This window comes from Porticoccus sp. GXU_MW_L64, from assembly GCF_052983295.1.
Genome location: NZ_JBRKJK010000015.1, coordinates 21,351 through 39,008, shown reverse-complemented (window position 1 = coordinate 39,008; position 17,658 = coordinate 21,351). Strand labels below are relative to the sequence as shown.

Genomic DNA, 17,658 nt, shown 5'->3' with positions numbered 1-17,658 from the left:
ATTGAGTTGCGGGTTTTGGCGGGTAGCTGTGTGTTGGAGCTGACCTATTCCGCAGAAAAGCTGTTTCTTGCTGAAGGGGCGGTTGTTCAGCTCGGTGACAAGCCGGATTTTACGCTTGAGGTGATTGAGAAAAACAGGCCCTGCCGCCAGGAGATGTGTCGCACATGGTGTGATAAGGTGAGCGACTTGTTGTCCTCACAGAAATACTGACTATGACCCAAGCCATCACTCATCCTGTAAAGAACAAACAAATCCAAACCGAAATTGAAGCGGCGACTTTCCGCCGTTTGCTAAAGCACCTGGACGAACACAAAGAGGCACAAAATATTGATTTGATGGTGCTGGCGGATTTTTGCCGCAATTGCCTGGCCAAGTGGTATATGGCCGCCGCCGAGGAACGCGGCGAAGCAGTGGATTACGACAGCGCCCGGCAGCTGATTTACGGCATGCCTTACAGCGAATGGAAAGATAAATACCAGACCCCCGCCACGGCGGAGCAAAAAGCCGCTTTTGAGGCTCGCCAGGCGGCCAAGGCAAACGCCAAAAATTCCTGATGGAGCAATCCCTGCGCACGCTCAGTCTGTTGGACTTGGCGGTTGCTCTGATTCCGGTTGCTGTTGTGGCAGTTATTGCCGCCCGCTGGCTGGCCAACAGCCGCCAGGTAGCCTGGGCCGCTGCCCGCATGCTGTTGCAGTTGTTGCTGGTGGGGTATGTGCTGCAGTATATCTTTGCCCAGGATTCACACTCTCTGTCATTGGCTATTCTTGCCCTGATGATCGCTACTTCCGCCGCTATTGCCTTGCGGCCGGTACCTCACAAGCAGCCCCGTCACTGGCAGGGGGCGCTGTTGGGAATTGGTGTGGGCGGCAGCCTCAATCTGGCGCTGGTGATTGCGCTGTTCAATGCTGGCAGTGATTGGCACAACCCTCATACTCTGATACCCATGGCGGGAATGGTGTACGCCAATTGTCTGAATGCGGTGAGTCTGGCGGCGGAGCGTTTTGGTGCGGAGCTGCAACGCGGCGAGGGGTATGTATCTTCGCGCAACCAGGGTTTTGGTGCAGCCATGTTGCCGCAGATTAATTCTTTGCTGGCAGTGGGGCTGGTGTCGTTGCCGGGTATGATGACCGGGCAAATTCTCAGCGGGGTTTCGCCGCTGATCGCTGCTCGTTATCAAATTGTGGTGATGTGCATGATTTTTGGCAGCGCGGGGATTGGTGCCGCTATTTATTTGTGGTGGCTTGGGAGACGGTAAATATGTTTTTGAGTTGGGTGGCGACGTTGGGCTGTAGAGGCCTTTTAAGACACGCCGTCAATACATCCATGTAGGCTCGGATGCGACGTCCCTGTCGCATACGGTCTGAAAAGGCCTCTACAGCCCAACGTCTTCGCATTATGGTTTTTGACGTCATCCGGCTATGATGCAGGCGAAAAATAATTCTGGGAAAAGTACCTTGATTAAAGTTATCGGCGCCGTTATCGGCTTTTTTCTCCTTGGTGGCAGCTTTATTGGCGCCATCCTCGGCTTTCTGTTTGCCGGCAGTTTTGAGCGTTTTCAAAACTACGGCAGCGGCGGCTTTAACCCCTTTACCCAGGGCAACCGTCAGGCGGTGTTTTTGCGCACGGTGTTTCTGTTAAAGGGCAAGCTGGCAAAGGCGGATGGTCATATTTCCCAGGCGGAAGTGGATCACACCGAGAATTTTATTCGCCAGTTGGGTATGTCGGCAGAGCATCGCCAACAGGCTATTAAGTGGTTCAAGCAGGGTTCGGCGGCGGATTTTCATGTTGAGTCGACCTTGCAGGAGTTTATGGCGGCCTGCGGGCAGACCCGCAATCTGCCTCAGGTGTTGCTGGTTTACCTGATTGTGATGGCCATGGCCGATGGGGTAATGGACCGTGCCGAGGAGTCGCTGTTGCGTTCTATCGGTGCTCAGTTGGGGTACAGCGAGGCACAGTTCCGGCAGTTGCTGGATATGACGCTCAACCAGTCTCACTTTGCCGGTGGTAGCGCGGGGGCATCACCGTCTGCATTGGACGAGGCTTACAAAGCACTGGGGGTTGAAAGCAGCTGCAGCGACCAGGAGTTAAAGCGGGCCTATCGCAAGTTGATGAGCCAGTACCACCCGGACAAGCTGATGGGGCAGGGGGTGCCGGAGGATATGCTCAAGGTGGCGACAGAACAGGCGAAAGAGATTCAGGCCGCCTATGATTTAATTAAGAAAAACAGAGGCTTGTAATAACAACTTAAGGACACTTCTAAAAATGCACTATTTCCGCGATAGCGGCGTTGGCGTCGTACTCGAGTCCTCATGTATGCCTTATACACTGCGGGTCTCCGTGCGCCGCCGCCTTGCTCTCACGAAAATATCACTATTTTTAGAAGCGCCCTTAATGTTTTTTGGAGGTTTTGTGAAAATATTTATCTTATCTCTACTGGTAGCCTTCCCGGTTCTGGCTGAGCAATCGGCATTGACGACAGCAGACCAGCAAGCACTGCAGGGGGCGTTGCAACATCCCAATCGTCCAGCGCAGGACAAGGCCGCCGACAGCAACCGAAAACCGGCACAATTGCTGGCCTTTTATGGCATCAAGCCGGGTATGCAGGTGGCGGATATGATGTCCGGGCGGGGCTACTACACGGAAATTCTCTCCCGTTATCTGGGGCCAAAAACCACTGTTTACGCACAAAACAACTCCATCGCTCTTGAGCGCTTTGCCAGCAAAGCCATGGACAAGCGCCTCAACGGTCGCGACCTGGATAATGTGGTGCGCCTGGACCGGGAGCTGGAAACCCCGGGCTTTCCGGTGGGGGAGCTAGATGCGGTTCTGCTGGGGCTGTTTTACCACGACAGTTACTGGATGAAAGCGGATCGCCGCCAAATGAACCGGGCAATTTTCGATTCTTTGAAGCCCGGTGGGGTATTTGCCCTGTGGGATCATCGCGCCGAAAAAGGCAGTGGCGAGCGGGATGTGCAAACTCTGCACCGGGTGGATGAGGCATTGGTGATCAAAGAAGTGGTCGCCGCCGGCTTTGTACTGGAAGCCAGTACTGATCTGCTCGCCAACCCCGAAGATGATCACACCATCAATGTCTTTGACCCGGATATACGCGGGCGCACTGACCGCTTTGTATTGCGCTTCCGCAAACCCGGGGCACAACCCTGACACACGTTAGTCACAACTTTCAGCGTACTGTTTGACCCGATGGGGTCATGGCGATGGCCACAGTTACCCCCTATAATCGGGCACCTTGTTCATTACCAAGCCGCACTCTATGACAGATAACAACAACCATAAGGTCACCGTTTTAGGGGGAGGCAGTTTTGGCACCGCCGTGGCCAATATGATTGCCTGCAACAACATCAATGTGACCCAGTGGATGCGGGACGCCGACAACGCCAAGGCCTGCCAGGAAAGGCGCGAAAACAGCCGCTACCTGCCAGGCTATAAACTGCACGATGGCCTGCAAGTGACTACCGATCTGGCCCAAGCACTGCAAGACAGTGATGTGGTGTTCTTTTCCATTCCCAGCAAGGCATTTCGTGAGGTGGCGGTTATGGCGGCACCTTATATGAATGCGCAAACCATGGCGGTCAGTACCACCAAGGGTATCGAAGCCAACAGCTTTGAGCTGATGAGCCAGACTCTGGAGGAGGAACTGCCCACCGAGCGCATCGGCGTGATCAGCGGCCCCAACCTGGCCAAGGAAATCGTCGCCCAGGAAATTACCGCCACGGTCATCGCCAGTGATGACAGCGAACTCTGCGAGGTGGTGCAACAACTGTTGGGCTCCCGTTATTTTCGCGTGTACGCCAACGCCGACCGTTTTGGAGTTGAGCTGGGCGGTGCCCTGAAAAACATTTACGCTTTGGCCGCTGGCCTGGCGGCGGCACTTGAGGTGGGCCAAAATACCACCAGTGTTCTTATCACTCGTAGCCTGGCGGAAATGAGCCGCTTTGCGGTGCAGCTGGGCGCCAACCCCATGACCTTCCTGGGGCTCAGTGGAGTGGGGGACCTGTTTGTTACCTGCACCTCGCCGTTGAGCCGCAACTACCAGGTGGGCTACGCGCTGGGTAAAGGTAAATCTTTGCAGCAGGCCATCGAAGACATCGGCCAGGTGGCGGAAGGGGTAAATACCACGCGTCTGGTGAAAGAAAAGTCAGACGAGCTGGGAATTTATATGCCGTTGGCCAATGCCATGTACGAGTGCATGTTTAATGGTTGTGATATCCGGCAATTGATGGGCAATATGATGTTGGCGGAACAGGCCAACGATGTGGAGTTTTCGGCGCTGCCGTAGGCTCGCAGTCGTCATTCTGAGCGCAGCGAAGAATCTCTTAACCGTGGCATAGTTTGTAAGCAGTACATTCAATTACTGGAGTACACCATGAGCAACGAAACCCAAAACCAGTGGCAAACCAACCTGCTGAACGTCAATGTGTGGTTGCGCCTGGTATTTATGATGCTGACCCTGTTTTGCCTGTGGATAGCCCGAATCCTTCTCTGGTTTGTGGCGCTGTTCCAATTCCTACTGGTGCTGATTGTCGGTCGCGACAATGACAACCTGCGCAACTTTGGCCAGGGTCTCAGCACATGGGTTCACCAGTGCTTGCTGTTCGTTACTTTTAACAGCGAGGAAAAACCCTTTCCGTTCAACGAGTGGCCCACTGTAGAGCCCACCGAACCCTATCAGGCACCACAAACCGAGGCTCAGCCGGAGCCACAGAGTCAGCCGCAAGCAGCACCTGCACCGGAACCTTCACAATCGGAACCGAGTTATCAGGGCGGCGAAGCAGAGGTGGAACTGGATGACGAGCCTGCGGCCACTGGTGATGTGCCATCTTTCACCGAAGACAACCGCCCTGACCAGGCATCAGAGCAAGAGGGCGACACCGGAAAGCGGTGATGAAACTTTACCTGCTACGCCATGGCGATGCGGCTTACCACACAACCACAGGGGGTGAACGTCCCCTGACGCCACTGGGCATCCGCCAGACGCAGAACGTGATCGAACAGGCCGGCAATGCCATGGCGGGTCTGGATGCTATTTTCTGCAGCCCCAAACTGCGCGCCCGGCAAACCGCAGATATTGCCTGCCAAACCCTGGGCGGCAGCTTGAAGCCCGACATCATCAAGCCGTTGCTTCCAGAAGGCGATATTCACGAACTGGAAGTATTACTCGAACACTCGGCCCGCCAACAAATTTTACTGGTGACCCACCAGCCCCTGGTGGGGGAGTGGCTCAACCGCCTGACTGACCGCACTGACCTGGCCCATCAAATGTCCACCAGCTGCTTGGCCTGCCTGAATGTGCTGGGCTTTTGCCGGGGCGGTGCCACCCTTGAATGGTTGCAGCAACCTTGAACCGGCCAGTAGAGGAAAAGCAGTTCACCGTTGCCGGTCGCACCCTGGCGGCGCGCTACTGGCCAGCTACTGAAGGCGATGGCCAGCCAGTTATCGCATTGCACGGCTGGCTGGATAACGCCAATTCCTTTCAACCACTGGCGCAGCAATTGCCCACGGCAAATATTCTCTCCCTGGACCTGGCGGGCCACGGCCACAGCCAGCAGCGCTCGGCAGATTCCGGCTATAACCTGTGGCAGGATGTGTGGGAAATTCTTGAGGTAGCGCAACAAATGGGCTGGCAACGCTTTCACCTGTTAGGGCACTCGCGGGGTGCCATGATTGCGGTGTTGCTGTCCGCCAGTGCGCCGGAAAAAGTGGCTAAACTGGCCTTGATCGATGGCCTGGTGCCGTTGCCCATTTCCGAAGCAGAGGCTCCACTGCAACTGGCCCAGGCCATTGCCGACCGCTACAAATACCGGGAATATCGCCGCCGCCGATACTCAGCCAGGCAAGATGCACTGACCGTGCGCATAAAGGGCAGCTTTCCCCTGAGCCAACAAGCCGCCGAACTGTTTGCCGAACGCGGCCTGGCACAAGATGATGATGGCTATTACTGGACCGCCGACCCCCGCTTGCAAGCGTCCTCGGATGTGAAATACAGCGACGGCCAGCTGCGCGCTTTTATCCACCAGGTAAAGGCACCGGTGATGTTGTTTCTGGGCAATGAACAACTGGATATCAAGGAGCACCTGTTCGCCAGCTACTGGCAACAGATCAAAAGCTGTCAAAAAGTGGTATTGGATGGCGGCCACCATCTGCACATGGAAGGTGCCAAGCAAGCCATTGCCCGACAGCTATCAGATTTTTTCAACCAGCCCGTCATTGAGAATACCCCTAGAGATAGCTAATGACTGAACAATCATCCTGCTGGATCAACGGCCAGCCAGCCTCAGAGCTGGAAACCAGCGACCGTGGCCTGGCCTATGGCCACGGCCTGTTTGAAACTCTGCGAGTGTGCAATGGCAAAGCGCTATTGCTTCAATACCATTTGGAACGCTTGCACATGGGCACCCAGGTGCTGGGTATTGCGGTGGACCTGGATGGGCTTGAAAAACAACTGCTGAGCTTTATTAAAAACCGCACTGAAGCGGGAGTGGCAAAAATTCTGCTTACCGCCGGTTACGGTGGCCGCGGCTATCAGACGTCGGAACTGGCGCAACCCAATATTGTGCTGCAATGGCACCCGCTGGCCTCAACAAGCAGTGAGCCTCTGCATGTGCGTTTGTGCCAGCACCGCCTGCCCAATAACCCGCCGCTGGCAGGCATCAAGCACCTTAATCGCCTCGACCAGATTATTGCCCGCCAGGAGTGGAACGGCAGCGATATTGGCGAGGGCATTATGCTGGATACCCAGGGTCGGCCGGTAGAGGCGGTGGCCAGCAACCTGTTTGTCTGGCTGCGGGGCGCCTGGGTAACGCCGAAGTTGCATCGCTGCGGTGTAGCCGGAGTGATGCGGCGGGTAATTATGGAACAACTTTGCCCAGCCCTGGGAATTGATGTTATTGAGAGAGACATGCAGCGGGATGAGCTGGCCAAGGCTTGCGAAATGATTCTCTGCAACTCCGTGCAGGGCATACGGTCGGTGGCCTCAGTGGATCAACTGGTAAATTACAAAGAATTTACCCAGGGGCAGCAACTGCGCCGAATTCTGGGGGAGCAGTACCCGTGCTTTCGCTGTTGAAACGCTTTTTACTAACGCTCATATTGCTGGCAGTTCTGCTGTCTCTGGCTGGCTATTGGTGGCTGCAAGGCTATGTGCAACAGCCACTGCCACTGCAGCAGCCGGTAGAGCTGCGGGTGGAATCCGGCAGCAATTTGACGCGAGTGCTGCAAAAGCTGGAATCGGAAAATTCCCTGTTTGGCGGCAAGCCACAGTTGGCCGGGGTACGACTCTATGCGCGCTTTACCGGGCTGACAGATATTCAGGCAGGGGATTACCGCCTGCAGCCGGGGGTGACACCCGCACAGCTGTTGCAACAACTCAACAGCGGCCAGGTGGTGTATCACCAGGTGACCTTGCCGGAAGGTTTAACCGCCAAACAATGGTTGCAACGGCTGCGCCGGCAACCTTATTTAAGCAGCAAACTGAACGATAGTGAGCTGTTATCGTTTATAGAAGGCAACCCTTATGGCACATCTGATGGCAATCCGGAAGGCTGGCTGTTCCCGGACAGCTACCGCTACCAGCGCGGTGACTCCATAGAACAAATCTTGCAGCAATCCCATCGGGCCATGAAAGAGACACTGCACAAACTCTGGCAGCAGCGGGATGCTGGCTTGCCCTACCAAACGCCCTATGAGGCGCTGATTATGGCGTCCATTATCGAAAAAGAAACCGGCGTTGCCTGGGAACGCCCGCAAATCGCCGGTGTATTTGTGCGCCGCCTGCAAAAAGGCATGCGCCTGCAAACCGACCCCACGGTAATTTACGGTTTGGGAGATAGTTATCAGGGCAACCTGACCCGCACCCATTTGCGGCAAAAAACCGCCTACAACACCTACGTGATAAAAGGCCTGCCACCAACCCCCATCGCCAATCCCGGTGCCGACGCCATCCATGCCGCCCTGCACCCGGCAGAAGGGGAGGCACTGTACTTTGTGGCCAAAGGCGATGGCAGTCACTACTTTTCCGCGACCCTGGCGGAACATGAAAAAGCGGTGGATAAATACCAGCGAAAACAACGGCGCAGTGACTATCGGTCGGCGCCGGGACAGTAGCAAACAGATCGGTTTTAATAGAAACCTGAATCCGTGACTTCAGAGCGGCGCACAGCACAAGCTCTTGATTCCACAGCGGTTTGAAAAATACCCACTTAACCGACGGGTGAAGCTAAGATTTTTCAATTCCACTGTGAAACCAATATCTTGCACTCTACACTCGCTCTGAAATCACGGATTCAGGTAAACAACTTGATGTGAGTTCGGGAGTCAAAGAAAAAGTTTTCATTACAAATTCGGAAAAAGAAATTAACGCGGGGGTTTTAGAGGGCGGTCTACTTGATTCTAGTGATGTAATAGGGTTTGTTACCGAAGAATTTGCTATCGAGCAGCTACAAAAAACCAAAAAAAACAGGGCTGCAAGTTGACCAAAACAAAATATAACAAGAAAAGGCTGCGGGGCGCTAAAGCGCCCACAGCTTTGGGCGTTACACATCAAAATAAGCATCTTGCTATTGTCCGGCATTGCCGTATAATGCTGTGCAATGATATTCATTGAATCCACAAATTTCACAAAGTTGCTATCCAGCTATCTTTCTGACGATGAATATCGCGGTCTGCAGACCTATCTGATGCAAAAGCCAGATGCAGGTGATCTGATCAAAGGAACTGGGGGTGTCAGAAAGGTCAGGTGGGCTCCGACTGGTCAGGGCAAAAGTGGTGGCGTTCGGGTTATCTATTATTGGAAACGGCCAGATCACGAAATCTGGATGCTAACCATCTACAGTAAATCAGAGCGTTCAACTATCCCTGCCCACATACTGAGACAAATTGCGGAGGCTATCAGCTATGAGTAAACGTGATATTGGTGCTGAAATCCTAGATGGTATCAATGAAATTAAATCTTTCAAAAAAAATGGTGGCAGGCTTAAAACCACCGAATTAACTGAGCCATCATCGCCTGAAATTATTCGGTCAAAGCTAAGGCTTTCTCAGTCTGCTTTTGCGGGTCTTCTTGGTGTGAGTACTCGCACCTTACAAGATTGGGAGCAAGGTCGCAGATCTCCTCAGGGCCCAGCAATTGCACTGTTGCGTATCGCCGAGCAACACCCTGAAGTTTTTAATCAGCTACATTAAAAATGTGTAACAAGTCTGAGCACCACGTTCCGGCCACAAAAAGCGTGGCCTCTACTGGGCTCGCACTGCATGCTCTCCGGTGTCAGGAGCGTTAGACGAGGTAAACAAAGTGGCTTCATCAGCTGAAACGAATAATGCCGCTGAGTTTAATACTCGGGCTGATGACATTTTTGGAAGAATTGCTGGCCGCTACGATTTACTTTGCGATCTATTTAGTCTCGGGATTCACCGCATTTGGAAAAGGGAAGTTGCCAAATTAATCGCAAAAGAAAAATGGATCAATTTACTCGATACCGCTACTGGCACTGGCGATATTGTTCTTAGAGTGTTAAAGCAGGAGTCGAATTACTCAGATCGCTTCATTACGGCATCAGACATTAGCCCACAGATGCTGAAAATTGCAAATCAACGGCTAGGATCGAAAGTCGGCAAAACAGTTGAACTTGAAATTCTTGATGCCCAGGATTTGAATCAGATTGAAACGGAAAGTGTTGATTGCTACTCGATGTCACTTGGGTTAAAAATCTGTGACCGAAAATCTGCAATGAAAGAAGCAATTAGAGTTCTTAAACCTGGCGGAAGAATTATTATTCTTGAGGCATCAAACATATCTATAAAGTGGCTTCATCGAGCCTATTTACTATATATGGAAATAGGCATGCCAATAATCGGTTGGATTGCCACAGGTGGAGACGCCTCGGCATATAAATACTTACTTCAGGGAATAAAGGAATTTCCAACTGCTGAAGACTTAAAGCTTGAGATGGAAAATATGGGATTGAGGAAAGTTAACTTTATTCGGCTATCACTTGGCATCGTTGCAATCCATACAGCAAGGAAATGAGAATTTTTCACCTAACCAATAAGGATAAAAATCGCTTGCCGCTCCCTGACAGACTGTAAACAGATACCCTATAATCCCGCCTTCTGGCCGGCAGGCTGTTATGCACCTGGGCCAAACCATCTACCATCACTTGAGGCCATATGCGCGGCAAATTTATAACCCTTGAAGGCACCGAAGGGGTGGGTAAAACCACCAATATGGCCTTTATCCAGCAATGGCTTACAGGGCGGGGTATTGCTTTTGTGACTACCCGCGAGCCCGGTGGCACGCCGTTGGCGGAGGATGTTCGACATTTACTGCTAACCCCCAGAGATGAGCCGGTGGATGAAACTGCCGAGCTGTTACTGATGTTTGCCGCCCGTTCCCAGCATATTGCCCAGGTGATCGAGCCGGCGCTGGCGGCGGGCAAGTGGGTGCTTTGCGACCGTTTTACCGATGCCACTTATGCCTATCAGGGCGGTGGCCGCGGCCAAAGTAGCGAACAGATCGCGCAGTTGGAACAACTGGTTCAGGGTGAGCTGCGCCCGGATTTGACCTTGCTGCTGGACTTGCCGGTGGAGTTGGGTTTACAGCGGGCTCGTAAACGCAGTGACCCGGATCGCTTTGAGGCTGAACGCCAGCAGTTCTTTACGCGGGTTCGCGACGCTTACCTGGAGCGCGCCCGCCAGCAACCCAAACGCTGTCAGGTGGTTGATGCTTCATTGCCACTGGATCGGGTTCAAGGCCAGATCGACATCACCCTGCAACAGTTTGTGGCAGGATTGACTGATGGCTGACCCTGCGACACAAACACTGGCCATGCCTTACCCCTGGCAGGGGGAGCTGTGGGACGGCATTGTCCAGCAACACCAGCAGCAACGCCTGCCTCACGCTCTGTTGCTCACTGGCCCCGCAGACGTGGGCAAATCCCGGTTCGCCCGCGCCCTGGCACAACGGGTGATCTGTCGCGAGCCGGTGGGGGACTATGCCTGTGGCACTTGCAAAAGTTGCAAGCTGATTGCTGCTGAGAGTTTTCCGGATTTGAAACGCTTGGCGCCAGAGGAAGAAGGCAAAGCCATCAAAATAGACCAGGTTCGCCAGCTCTGTGATTTTATGGCGAAAACCGCTCAGCAGGGCGGTTGGAAGGTGGCGTTGATCGAGCCCGCCGAAGCCATGAACGTCAATGCCGCCAATGCCTTGCTGAAAACCCTTGAAGAACCCACCGATAACACCTTGCTGATTCTGGTTTGCCATCAGCTGTCTCTGGTGCCGGCGACCATTCGCAGCCGCTGCCAGATGCTCAGCCATCCGCTGCCGGATGCGGTGGCCAGCCGCGACTGGCTGGCTCGGGTGAGCAGCAGTGAGCAGGACCCGGATTGGCTGTTGCAGCAGGCGGGTGGGCGCCCGCTGCAGGCTCTCAAACTGGTTGAAAGCGACCTGCTGGAGCAGCGGCAGAGTTTTTATCAGCTGTTGGAACAGTTGTCTGAGCACAGCCTGTCGGCAGTGGTGGCGGCGGAAAAGTGCTATCGCCAGCCTGCCCGGGAACGCCTGGAGTGGTTGATGCTGCGTGTGCAGGACGCCATTCGCAGTCAGCCCGGTGACGCCGCTACCCGAACCTGGTTTCAGCTGCTGGATCGCATCGCAGTGGCGCGCCGTGAACTGGAGAGCAGCAACCCCAATCCGCAGTTGTTGTGGGAATCACTGCTGATGGATTGGCAGATCATGACAGCCTGACCGGGCCCGTCCAGGGGGCAGCCATTGCCAGTGATCGGCCCATGGCGTACTATCCGTGCCAATAAGCGCTTCAACAATAACAACCACAGCAAGAAACAATATTATCTATGGACGCGTTAGGCGGCGGTGTACGCAACGGCATTCTCAACCTCAAACTTTCCAGCCAGGAAGATCTGTATGCTTCCTATATGCCATTTATTGCCAATGGCGGCCTGTTTGTGCCCAGCAAGCAGGAATATTTGCTGGGTGATGAAGTGTTTGTGTTGCTGCAATTGATGGATGAGCCGGAAAAAATCCCCATTACCGGCAAGGTGGTGTGGATATCCCCCAAAGGCCTGGGTGGTCAGCGCAAGCAGGGTATTGGTATTCAGCTGGACGAGGCCAATATTGAACTTCTGGGTAAAATCGAAGCCTACCTCGCGGGGCTGCTGCAAAGCGCAGAACACACTCATACCATGTGACGAGCATTTGCTCGTCCGCCTTCTCAGCTGTTTTTCCGGTATTTCACGCCATGCTTGTGGATTCTCACTGCCACCTCGATCACCTCAATTGCGACCACTACAGCGGCGGCCTGGATGAGCTGCTGGCCAGTGCCCGGCAGTGTGGGGTACGGCAATTTCTCAGTGTGGCGGTGAATCTGGATTCAGCCCGCAACATTCAAAAACTGGCGGAACAACAGGACGATATTGTGACATCAGTGGGCGTACACCCGCTGCAACGGGATTTGCCGCCACTGCCGGAAATCAGTGAACTCACAGAGCTCGCCGGGCACCCCAAAGTGGTGGCCATCGGTGAAACCGGCCTGGACAACCATTACAGCAGCGAAACCGCCGACTGGCAGTTACAGAGTTTTGTGCGCCACCTGCAAGCGGCCAACAACATTGGCAAGCCGGTGATCGTCCACACCCGCGAGGCGCGCCAGCAAACCCTGCAATGCATCGAGCAGTACGGCGGCAAAAAGGCCGGGGTGCTGCACTGTTTTACGGAAACAGAAGCAATGGCCCGCAGTGCCATGGATATGGGTTATTACATTTCTTTTTCCGGCATTATCACCTTTCGCAATGCCACGGACTTGCGGGCTGTGGTCAAGGCGCTGCCACTGGAAAGAATACTGGTAGAAACCGACTCCCCCTGGCTGGCGCCGGTACCGTATCGAGGCAAGCAAAACGAACCCCGCTACGTGGTAGAAGTGGCCCGCTGTGTGGCTGAAATCAAAGGCGTTAGTGAAGAAACCGTAATTCGCCAAACCGGTGAAAATTTCCAGAAGTTATTTGGCAGTCTGTCATCCTGATTGGGTTTCACTGTCATCCTGATTGGGTTTCACTGTCATCCTGAGCGCAGCGAAGGATCTCATGATCGGATAGTTACGAGATCCTCACGCGGCTGTGCCGCTCAGGATGACGGAAGCATAGGCCGTGCCGCTCAGGATGACGCAAGCATAGGCTGAGCTGCTCAGGATAAAGGAAATGTAGGCTCTATTTCGTTCAAGATGACCGTCCCATAAATACCAAGAGGCAAAACATGCAACAACAAATTCTTACCATGCTGGAACTGCAAGACGCTATGAACAGCAAGGTTCACAGTGACTGGCGCGAGCGCGGCTTTGCCTGGTATCGGGCTATCTGGATCGAATGTGGCGAATTAATGGACCACTACGGCTGGAAGTGGTGGAAGCACCAACAGCCGGATGTGGACCAGGTGAAGCTGGAACTGGTGGATATCTGGCATTTTGGTCTCAGCATCTTGCTGCTGGAAGGGGGCTCTGGTGACGAGATTGCCGCCAGGGTAGAGGCTCAACTGAACGGACAGGGCGATGACTTTCGCACCGACCTGGAATCTTTTACCCAAATCACCCTGCAAACCAAAGGCTTTGATATCCCCGGCTTTGCCCGCCTGATGGCCGGTGTGGATATGGATTTTAATGAGCTCTATGTGCGCTATGTGGGCAAGAACGTGCTCAATTTTTTCCGCCAGGATCACGGCTACAAAGATGGTAGTTACATCAAGATATGGAATGGCCGCGAAGACAATGAGCACCTGGTAGAAGCAGTGCAGCAACTGGATACTGCCAGCGCCGATTTTAAAGATCAGTTATACACCGCGCTGCAATCCCGCTACCCAGGTTAAACAGGTAGCCCGGGTGCAGCGCAGCGAAACCCGGGAACGTAGCTTGATCATAACCTGCCCCGGGTTTCGCTGCGCTGCACCCGGGCTACACATTGGTCTAATACCCCACTTGAAGCATTCAGATATGGCCGCCGATCCCTTATAATCCAGCGGTCATTTAATTACCCAATCTTTTCTATATTCGGAGAATCCACGTGAAAGCACCTGTACGCGTTGCCGTGACTGGCGCAGCCGGTCAAATCAGTTACTCCTTGCTGTTTCGTATTGCCGCTGGCGATATGCTGGGCAAAGATCAGCCCGTTATTCTGCAAATGCTGGAAATTACCCCGGCTCTTGAAGCCCTTAAAGGGGTGGCTATGGAGCTGGAAGACTGTGCTTTCCCGCTGCTGCAAGGCATGGTGCAAAGCGATGACCCCAATGTGGCCTTCAAGGATGCGGATTACGCCCTGCTGGTAGGGGCCCGGCCCCGTGGCCCCGGCATGGAACGCAAGGACTTGCTGGAAGCCAATGCCGCAATCTTTTCTGTGCAAGGCAAGGCGCTTAACGACCACGCCTCTCGCGATGTGAAAGTGCTGGTGGTTGGCAACCCGGCGAACACCAATGCGCTGATTGCCCAACGCAACGCGCCGGACCTGAACCCGCGCAACTTTACCGCCATGATGCGCCTGGACCACAACCGCGCCATGTCGCAACTGGCCAACAAACTGGGTGTGCACAGCAGCGGCATTACCAAAATGACCGTGTGGGGCAACCACTCCGCCACCCAGTACCCGGACTTGCACACCGCCATAGTTAACGACAAAGTGGCTGTGGAACAGGTTGAGCAGGAGTGGTACGAAAACGATTTTATTCCCACCGTTCAGCAGCGCGGTGCCGCCATTATTAACGCTCGCGGTGCATCTTCCGCCGCTTCCGCTGCCAATGCCGCCATCGACCATATTCGCAGCTGGGCCTTGGGCACTGCGGATGGCGACTGGGTGAGCATGGGCATCTACAGCGATGGCTCTTACGGCATTGAAGCCGGTTTGATCTACTCTTACCCCTGCACCTGCAAAGACGGCGACTGGCAGATCGTTCAAGGTCTGGAGGTCAATGACTTCTCCCGCGCCAGAATGACCGCCACTGAACAGGAGCTGAAAGAAGAACGCGACGGCGTGGCACACCTGCTGCCGTAACAGTTTAAGCAATATGAAAACCGCCTTCGGGCGGTTTTTTTTGGCCCCAAAAAGCCCCATTCGCACTTTGTCGGATGGGGCTTTTGCGGCCACCTGGTCGGTGGCTAGGGGTAGGCTTGCTTCATTTAATGGAGCACTGTAAAGAATAGTGGCTTTTTGATCGGATTGCCGAGTTTCCGCCGAACGGTCGACTGCAAAGAGGGTAAACAGAAAGCACTTTGCTTGCTATGATTGCCCGCAATAGATAGGAGACTGATTCCATGTTGCGCCCATACCTGGCCTGTTTTTTTGCCGTACTGATTGCCAGCCCCGCAGTGCACGCCGCCGAAACTACCCCCGACGCCCCCATTTTGGATTTCGGTGCCCGAGTGCACCCAGCCATTGGCGAGGCGGGCATGGTGGTGGCTCGGGATACGCTGGCCAGCCAGGTTGGGGCAGATATTCTCGCCCAGGGTGGCAATGCCGTGGATGCAGCCGTGGCCACCGGTTTTGCCCTGGCGGTGACCTTTCCCCAGGCCGGCAATATCGGCGGTGGCGGCTTTATGCTGCTGTATCTGGCGGAAGAAAACCGCACCATCGCCCTGGATTATCGCGAGTTGGCTCCGGCGGCGGCTCACCGAGAGATGTTCTGGAATGAACAGGGTGGTGTAGACGGCGAACGGGCTCGCGCCAGCCACCAGTCTGCCGGGGTGCCCGGTACGGTAGCCGGGTTATTGCACGCCCAGGAACAGTACGGTTCGCTGCCCCTGAAAAAAGTAATGGCGCCGGCTATTGAGCTGGCCGAACAAGGCTTTGTGGTCGGTTACCCGCTGGCTCACTCCCTGCAATGGCGAGGTGCTCGCCTGAAACAAAACCCGGCAGCGGCGGGCTATTTTTTCAAGCCCGATGGCAGCGGCTATCAGCCCGGCGACAGATTGGTGCAAAAAGACCTCGCCTGGACACTGAAACAAATCGCCAAAAAAGGCGCTGACGGTTTTTACAGAGGCGAAGTGGCCAAACGCATTGTGGCGGAAATGGAGCGTGGCAATGGTTTGATCACCCTGGATGATCTGGCTCAGTACCAGGTGGTAGAACGCCAGCCGGTCAGTGGTAGTTATCGGGGCTATCAAGTGGTTTCCATGCCACCGCCATCGTCCGGTGGTGTGCACCTGATCCAGATGCTCAATATGCTGGAGGGGTTTGACCTCTCACAGATGGGTCACAACAGCGCCAACTATATCCACACCCTGACGGAAGTGATGCGCCGCGCCTACGCCGACCGCAGTAAATACCTGGGTGACCCGGATTTTTTCCAGGTGCCGGCGGAGCAATTAATCGATAAAAACTACGCCGAACAGTTGCGCACCACCATCGACCCGGTGCGGGCGACTCCATCGCTGAACGTGTCGCCGTCCCTGCCTCAAGTGGAGGAGAGCCCGCAAACCACGCACTTCACCGTGTGGGATAAACAGGGCAACGTGGTGAGCAATACCTACACTCTGAACTTCTCCTACGGCAGTGGTATCGCCGTGCCGGGGGCGGGCTTTTTGCTCAATAACGAAATGGACGATTTTTCTGCCAAGCCGGGGCAGCCCAATGCTTATGGACTGGTGGGTGGCGAGGCCAATGCTATTGAGCCCCGCAAACGGCCACTGTCTTCCATGACGCCGACTCTGGTATTCAAGGATGGCAAGCCCTGGATGGCCACCGGTAGCCCGGGTGGTAGCGCCATCATCAATGTGGTGCTGCAAACCATTCTCAATATGGTGGATTTTGACATGAACGTGGCGGAAGCCGCCATTGCGCCGCGTATTCACCACCAGTGGCTGCCGGATCGTCTGCGTCTGGAAAAGGGCATCAGCCCGGATACCCAGCTGTTGCTGGTACGCCAGGGGCACCACCTCCACTCTGGCCGCTGGATGCCCGGGCGCACCAGCACCATCTTGTTTAAACAGGGTCGCTGGTACGGCTACTGCGACCCCCGTTGGCCCGGCGGCGCAGCTATTGGTGTCAAATAGGGAGAAGGACGTATCAGGCAGTTGTTGGCATTTTTAATGGCCGCGCTGGTGACTCATGTCTGTGCCAGTGTTGCGGCCTCGCAATTTGTGCTGGCGGAGCTGACAGCCATGGATGTACCGGTACTGTTGGCTACCCGGCTGGAAGTGACCGTTACGGATATTTGGCGCAGTGCACCGCTGTACTGGGCCATTATTATTCCTGCGCTGTTGATGACATTGTTGCTGTCTCATCTCTGCAAAAAAAGCCTGGATTCGGCAGCCCACAGTCTGCTCTTTTCACTGTGTTTTGGCGGGTTGTTATGGCTGGGTAATTACCTGGTAAATAATCTGATTGGGCTCTCCCTGATTGCCGGTTTTCGCGGCTGGGGTGTATTGGCGTTGATTTTTTCCGGGCTTGTCGGTGGCTGGTGCTATCGGTTACTGGCCGCAACAAATAGTTCTGCAGGTTAATTTCGCCGGTGCAGTACTCGCAGGCTTTTTCAGGCCGTTGGCCGCAGGGATAGCGGCCATCGAGCGTACAAGGACGTATTCACAGCGTGTCTGGAAAAGCCTGCGAGTACTGTGCCAATGTACCTGACAGGATTGGAATGCAAGGCTACAA

At 54.5% G+C, this 17,658-nt stretch carries 22 protein-coding genes; all 22 read left to right on the top strand.

The window, feature by feature from the left end; translation table 11 throughout:
• The first annotated feature begins 30 nt into the window (after nucleotides 1–30).
• The 22 genes from ACVBEJ_RS12155 to ACVBEJ_RS12050 all read left to right on the top strand — a co-directional run bounded on the left by ACVBEJ_RS12155 (nucleotide 31) and on the right by ACVBEJ_RS12050 (nucleotide 17,507).
• Nucleotides 31–210, top strand: coding sequence for a hypothetical protein (locus tag ACVBEJ_RS12155; protein ID WP_447129903.1), 180 nt, complete (start codon nucleotides 31–33; stop codon nucleotides 208–210).
• Nucleotides 211–212: 2 nt separating this feature from the next.
• The gene (locus ACVBEJ_RS12150) at nucleotides 213–554 is read left to right on the top strand and encodes a DUF1244 domain-containing protein (protein ID WP_447129902.1); all 342 of its coding nucleotides are present in this window, start codon (nucleotides 213–215) and stop codon (nucleotides 552–554) included.
• On the top strand, nucleotides 554–1,255 hold the full coding sequence (locus tag ACVBEJ_RS12145) for an ABC transporter permease (protein WP_447129901.1): 702 nt from the start codon (nucleotides 554–556) through the stop codon (nucleotides 1,253–1,255). Before ACVBEJ_RS12150 ends, ACVBEJ_RS12145 begins: the two co-directional genes overlap by 1 nt.
• 199 nt (nucleotides 1,256–1,454) lie before the next feature.
• Complete coding sequence (djlA, locus tag ACVBEJ_RS12140) at nucleotides 1,455–2,237, top strand: co-chaperone DjlA (protein WP_447129900.1); 783 nt, start codon at nucleotides 1,455–1,457, stop codon at nucleotides 2,235–2,237.
• Between the two features lie 172 nt (nucleotides 2,238–2,409).
• The gene (locus ACVBEJ_RS12135; protein ID WP_447129899.1) at nucleotides 2,410–3,165 is read left to right on the top strand and encodes a class I SAM-dependent methyltransferase; all 756 of its coding nucleotides are present in this window, start codon (nucleotides 2,410–2,412) and stop codon (nucleotides 3,163–3,165) included.
• Nucleotides 3,166–3,274: 109 nt separating this feature from the next.
• Entirely contained in the window at nucleotides 3,275–4,300 is a 1,026-nt protein-coding gene (locus ACVBEJ_RS12130; protein ID WP_447129898.1) for an NAD(P)H-dependent glycerol-3-phosphate dehydrogenase, read from the top strand.
• Nucleotides 4,301–4,387: 87 nt separating this feature from the next.
• The gene (locus tag ACVBEJ_RS12125) at nucleotides 4,388–4,906 is read left to right on the top strand and encodes a DUF4389 domain-containing protein (RefSeq protein WP_447129897.1); all 519 of its coding nucleotides are present in this window, start codon (nucleotides 4,388–4,390) and stop codon (nucleotides 4,904–4,906) included.
• Entirely contained in the window at nucleotides 4,906–5,364 is a 459-nt protein-coding gene (gene sixA / locus ACVBEJ_RS12120) for a phosphohistidine phosphatase SixA (protein WP_447129896.1), read from the top strand. The genes ACVBEJ_RS12125 and sixA overlap by 1 nt, the downstream gene beginning before the upstream one ends.
• Nucleotides 5,346–6,254 carry an alpha/beta fold hydrolase gene (locus ACVBEJ_RS12115; protein ID WP_447129895.1) on the top strand — a complete coding sequence of 303 codons (909 nt, stop codon included), beginning with the start codon at nucleotides 5,346–5,348 and terminating at the stop codon, nucleotides 6,252–6,254. The genes sixA and ACVBEJ_RS12115 overlap by 19 nt, the downstream gene beginning before the upstream one ends.
• Nucleotides 6,254–7,087, top strand: coding sequence for an aminodeoxychorismate lyase (gene pabC, locus ACVBEJ_RS12110; RefSeq protein ID WP_447129894.1), 834 nt, complete (start codon nucleotides 6,254–6,256; stop codon nucleotides 7,085–7,087). Before ACVBEJ_RS12115 ends, pabC begins: the two co-directional genes overlap by 1 nt.
• The gene (gene mltG / locus ACVBEJ_RS12105) at nucleotides 7,072–8,124 is read left to right on the top strand and encodes an endolytic transglycosylase MltG (RefSeq protein WP_447129893.1); all 1,053 of its coding nucleotides are present in this window, start codon (nucleotides 7,072–7,074) and stop codon (nucleotides 8,122–8,124) included. Before pabC ends, mltG begins: the two co-directional genes overlap by 16 nt.
• 197 nt (nucleotides 8,125–8,321) lie before the next feature.
• Nucleotides 8,322–8,492 carry a hypothetical protein gene (locus ACVBEJ_RS12100; RefSeq protein WP_447129892.1) on the top strand — a complete coding sequence of 57 codons (171 nt, stop codon included), beginning with the start codon at nucleotides 8,322–8,324 and terminating at the stop codon, nucleotides 8,490–8,492.
• 421 nt (nucleotides 8,493–8,913) lie between these two features.
• Nucleotides 8,914–9,201 (top strand): helix-turn-helix domain-containing protein, encoded by a 288-nt coding sequence (locus ACVBEJ_RS12095; RefSeq protein WP_447129891.1) that lies wholly within the window; start codon nucleotides 8,914–8,916, stop codon nucleotides 9,199–9,201.
• A gap of 109 nt (nucleotides 9,202–9,310) precedes the next feature.
• Entirely contained in the window at nucleotides 9,311–10,045 is a 735-nt protein-coding gene (locus ACVBEJ_RS12090; protein ID WP_447129890.1) for a ubiquinone/menaquinone biosynthesis methyltransferase, read from the top strand.
• Nucleotides 10,046–10,185: 140 nt separating this feature from the next.
• The gene (gene tmk / locus ACVBEJ_RS12085; RefSeq protein ID WP_447129889.1) at nucleotides 10,186–10,821 is read left to right on the top strand and encodes a dTMP kinase; all 636 of its coding nucleotides are present in this window, start codon (nucleotides 10,186–10,188) and stop codon (nucleotides 10,819–10,821) included.
• On the top strand, nucleotides 10,814–11,758 hold the full coding sequence (locus tag ACVBEJ_RS12080; protein ID WP_447129888.1) for a DNA polymerase III subunit delta': 945 nt from the start codon (nucleotides 10,814–10,816) through the stop codon (nucleotides 11,756–11,758). Before tmk ends, ACVBEJ_RS12080 begins: the two co-directional genes overlap by 8 nt.
• A gap of 107 nt (nucleotides 11,759–11,865) precedes the next feature.
• Nucleotides 11,866–12,219 carry a PilZ domain-containing protein gene (locus ACVBEJ_RS12075; RefSeq protein ID WP_447129887.1) on the top strand — a complete coding sequence of 118 codons (354 nt, stop codon included), beginning with the start codon at nucleotides 11,866–11,868 and terminating at the stop codon, nucleotides 12,217–12,219.
• A gap of 50 nt (nucleotides 12,220–12,269) precedes the next feature.
• Nucleotides 12,270–13,049 carry a TatD family hydrolase gene (locus ACVBEJ_RS12070; protein ID WP_447129886.1) on the top strand — a complete coding sequence of 260 codons (780 nt, stop codon included), beginning with the start codon at nucleotides 12,270–12,272 and terminating at the stop codon, nucleotides 13,047–13,049.
• Nucleotides 13,050–13,279: 230 nt separating this feature from the next.
• A complete protein-coding gene (locus ACVBEJ_RS12065; RefSeq protein WP_447129885.1) occupies nucleotides 13,280–13,885 on the top strand; it encodes a dUTP diphosphatase in 606 nt (201 codons plus the stop codon).
• A 194-nt stretch (nucleotides 13,886–14,079) separates the two neighbouring features.
• Entirely contained in the window at nucleotides 14,080–15,060 is a 981-nt protein-coding gene (locus ACVBEJ_RS12060; protein WP_447129884.1) for a malate dehydrogenase, read from the top strand.
• A gap of 260 nt (nucleotides 15,061–15,320) precedes the next feature.
• A complete protein-coding gene (ggt, locus tag ACVBEJ_RS12055) occupies nucleotides 15,321–17,057 on the top strand; it encodes a gamma-glutamyltransferase (protein WP_447129883.1) in 1,737 nt (578 codons plus the stop codon).
• 21 nt (nucleotides 17,058–17,078) lie between these two features.
• Complete coding sequence (locus ACVBEJ_RS12050) at nucleotides 17,079–17,507, top strand: hypothetical protein (RefSeq protein ID WP_447129882.1); 429 nt, start codon at nucleotides 17,079–17,081, stop codon at nucleotides 17,505–17,507.
• The last annotated feature ends 151 nt before the right edge of the window (nucleotides 17,508–17,658 follow it).

Excerpts from the sequence above, each read along its gene's own strand:
- tmk (WP_447129889.1), top strand. The coding sequence starts at position 10,186 with ATGCGCGGCAAATTTATAACCCTTGAAGGCACCGAAGGGGTGGGTAAA.
- ACVBEJ_RS12080 (WP_447129888.1), top strand. The coding sequence starts at position 10,814 with ATGGCTGACCCTGCGACACAAACACTGGCCATGCCTTACCCCTGGCAG.
- ACVBEJ_RS12115 (WP_447129895.1), top strand. The coding sequence starts at position 5,346 with ATGGTTGCAGCAACCTTGAACCGGCCAGTAGAGGAAAAGCAGTTCACC.
- ACVBEJ_RS12075 (WP_447129887.1), top strand. The coding sequence starts at position 11,866 with ATGGACGCGTTAGGCGGCGGTGTACGCAACGGCATTCTCAACCTCAAA.
- ACVBEJ_RS12065 (WP_447129885.1), top strand. The coding sequence starts at position 13,280 with ATGCAACAACAAATTCTTACCATGCTGGAACTGCAAGACGCTATGAAC.
- ACVBEJ_RS12145 (WP_447129901.1), top strand. The coding sequence starts at position 554 with ATGGAGCAATCCCTGCGCACGCTCAGTCTGTTGGACTTGGCGGTTGCT.
- ACVBEJ_RS12095 (WP_447129891.1), top strand. The coding sequence starts at position 8,914 with ATGAGTAAACGTGATATTGGTGCTGAAATCCTAGATGGTATCAATGAA.
- ACVBEJ_RS12125 (WP_447129897.1), top strand. The coding sequence starts at position 4,388 with ATGAGCAACGAAACCCAAAACCAGTGGCAAACCAACCTGCTGAACGTC.
- sixA (WP_447129896.1), top strand. The coding sequence starts at position 4,906 with ATGAAACTTTACCTGCTACGCCATGGCGATGCGGCTTACCACACAACC.
- ACVBEJ_RS12150 (WP_447129902.1), top strand. The coding sequence starts at position 213 with ATGACCCAAGCCATCACTCATCCTGTAAAGAACAAACAAATCCAAACC.
- pabC (WP_447129894.1), top strand. The coding sequence starts at position 6,254 with ATGACTGAACAATCATCCTGCTGGATCAACGGCCAGCCAGCCTCAGAG.
- ggt (WP_447129883.1), top strand. The coding sequence starts at position 15,321 with ATGTTGCGCCCATACCTGGCCTGTTTTTTTGCCGTACTGATTGCCAGC.
- ACVBEJ_RS12130 (WP_447129898.1), top strand. The coding sequence starts at position 3,275 with ATGACAGATAACAACAACCATAAGGTCACCGTTTTAGGGGGAGGCAGT.
- ACVBEJ_RS12070 (WP_447129886.1), top strand. The coding sequence starts at position 12,270 with ATGCTTGTGGATTCTCACTGCCACCTCGATCACCTCAATTGCGACCAC.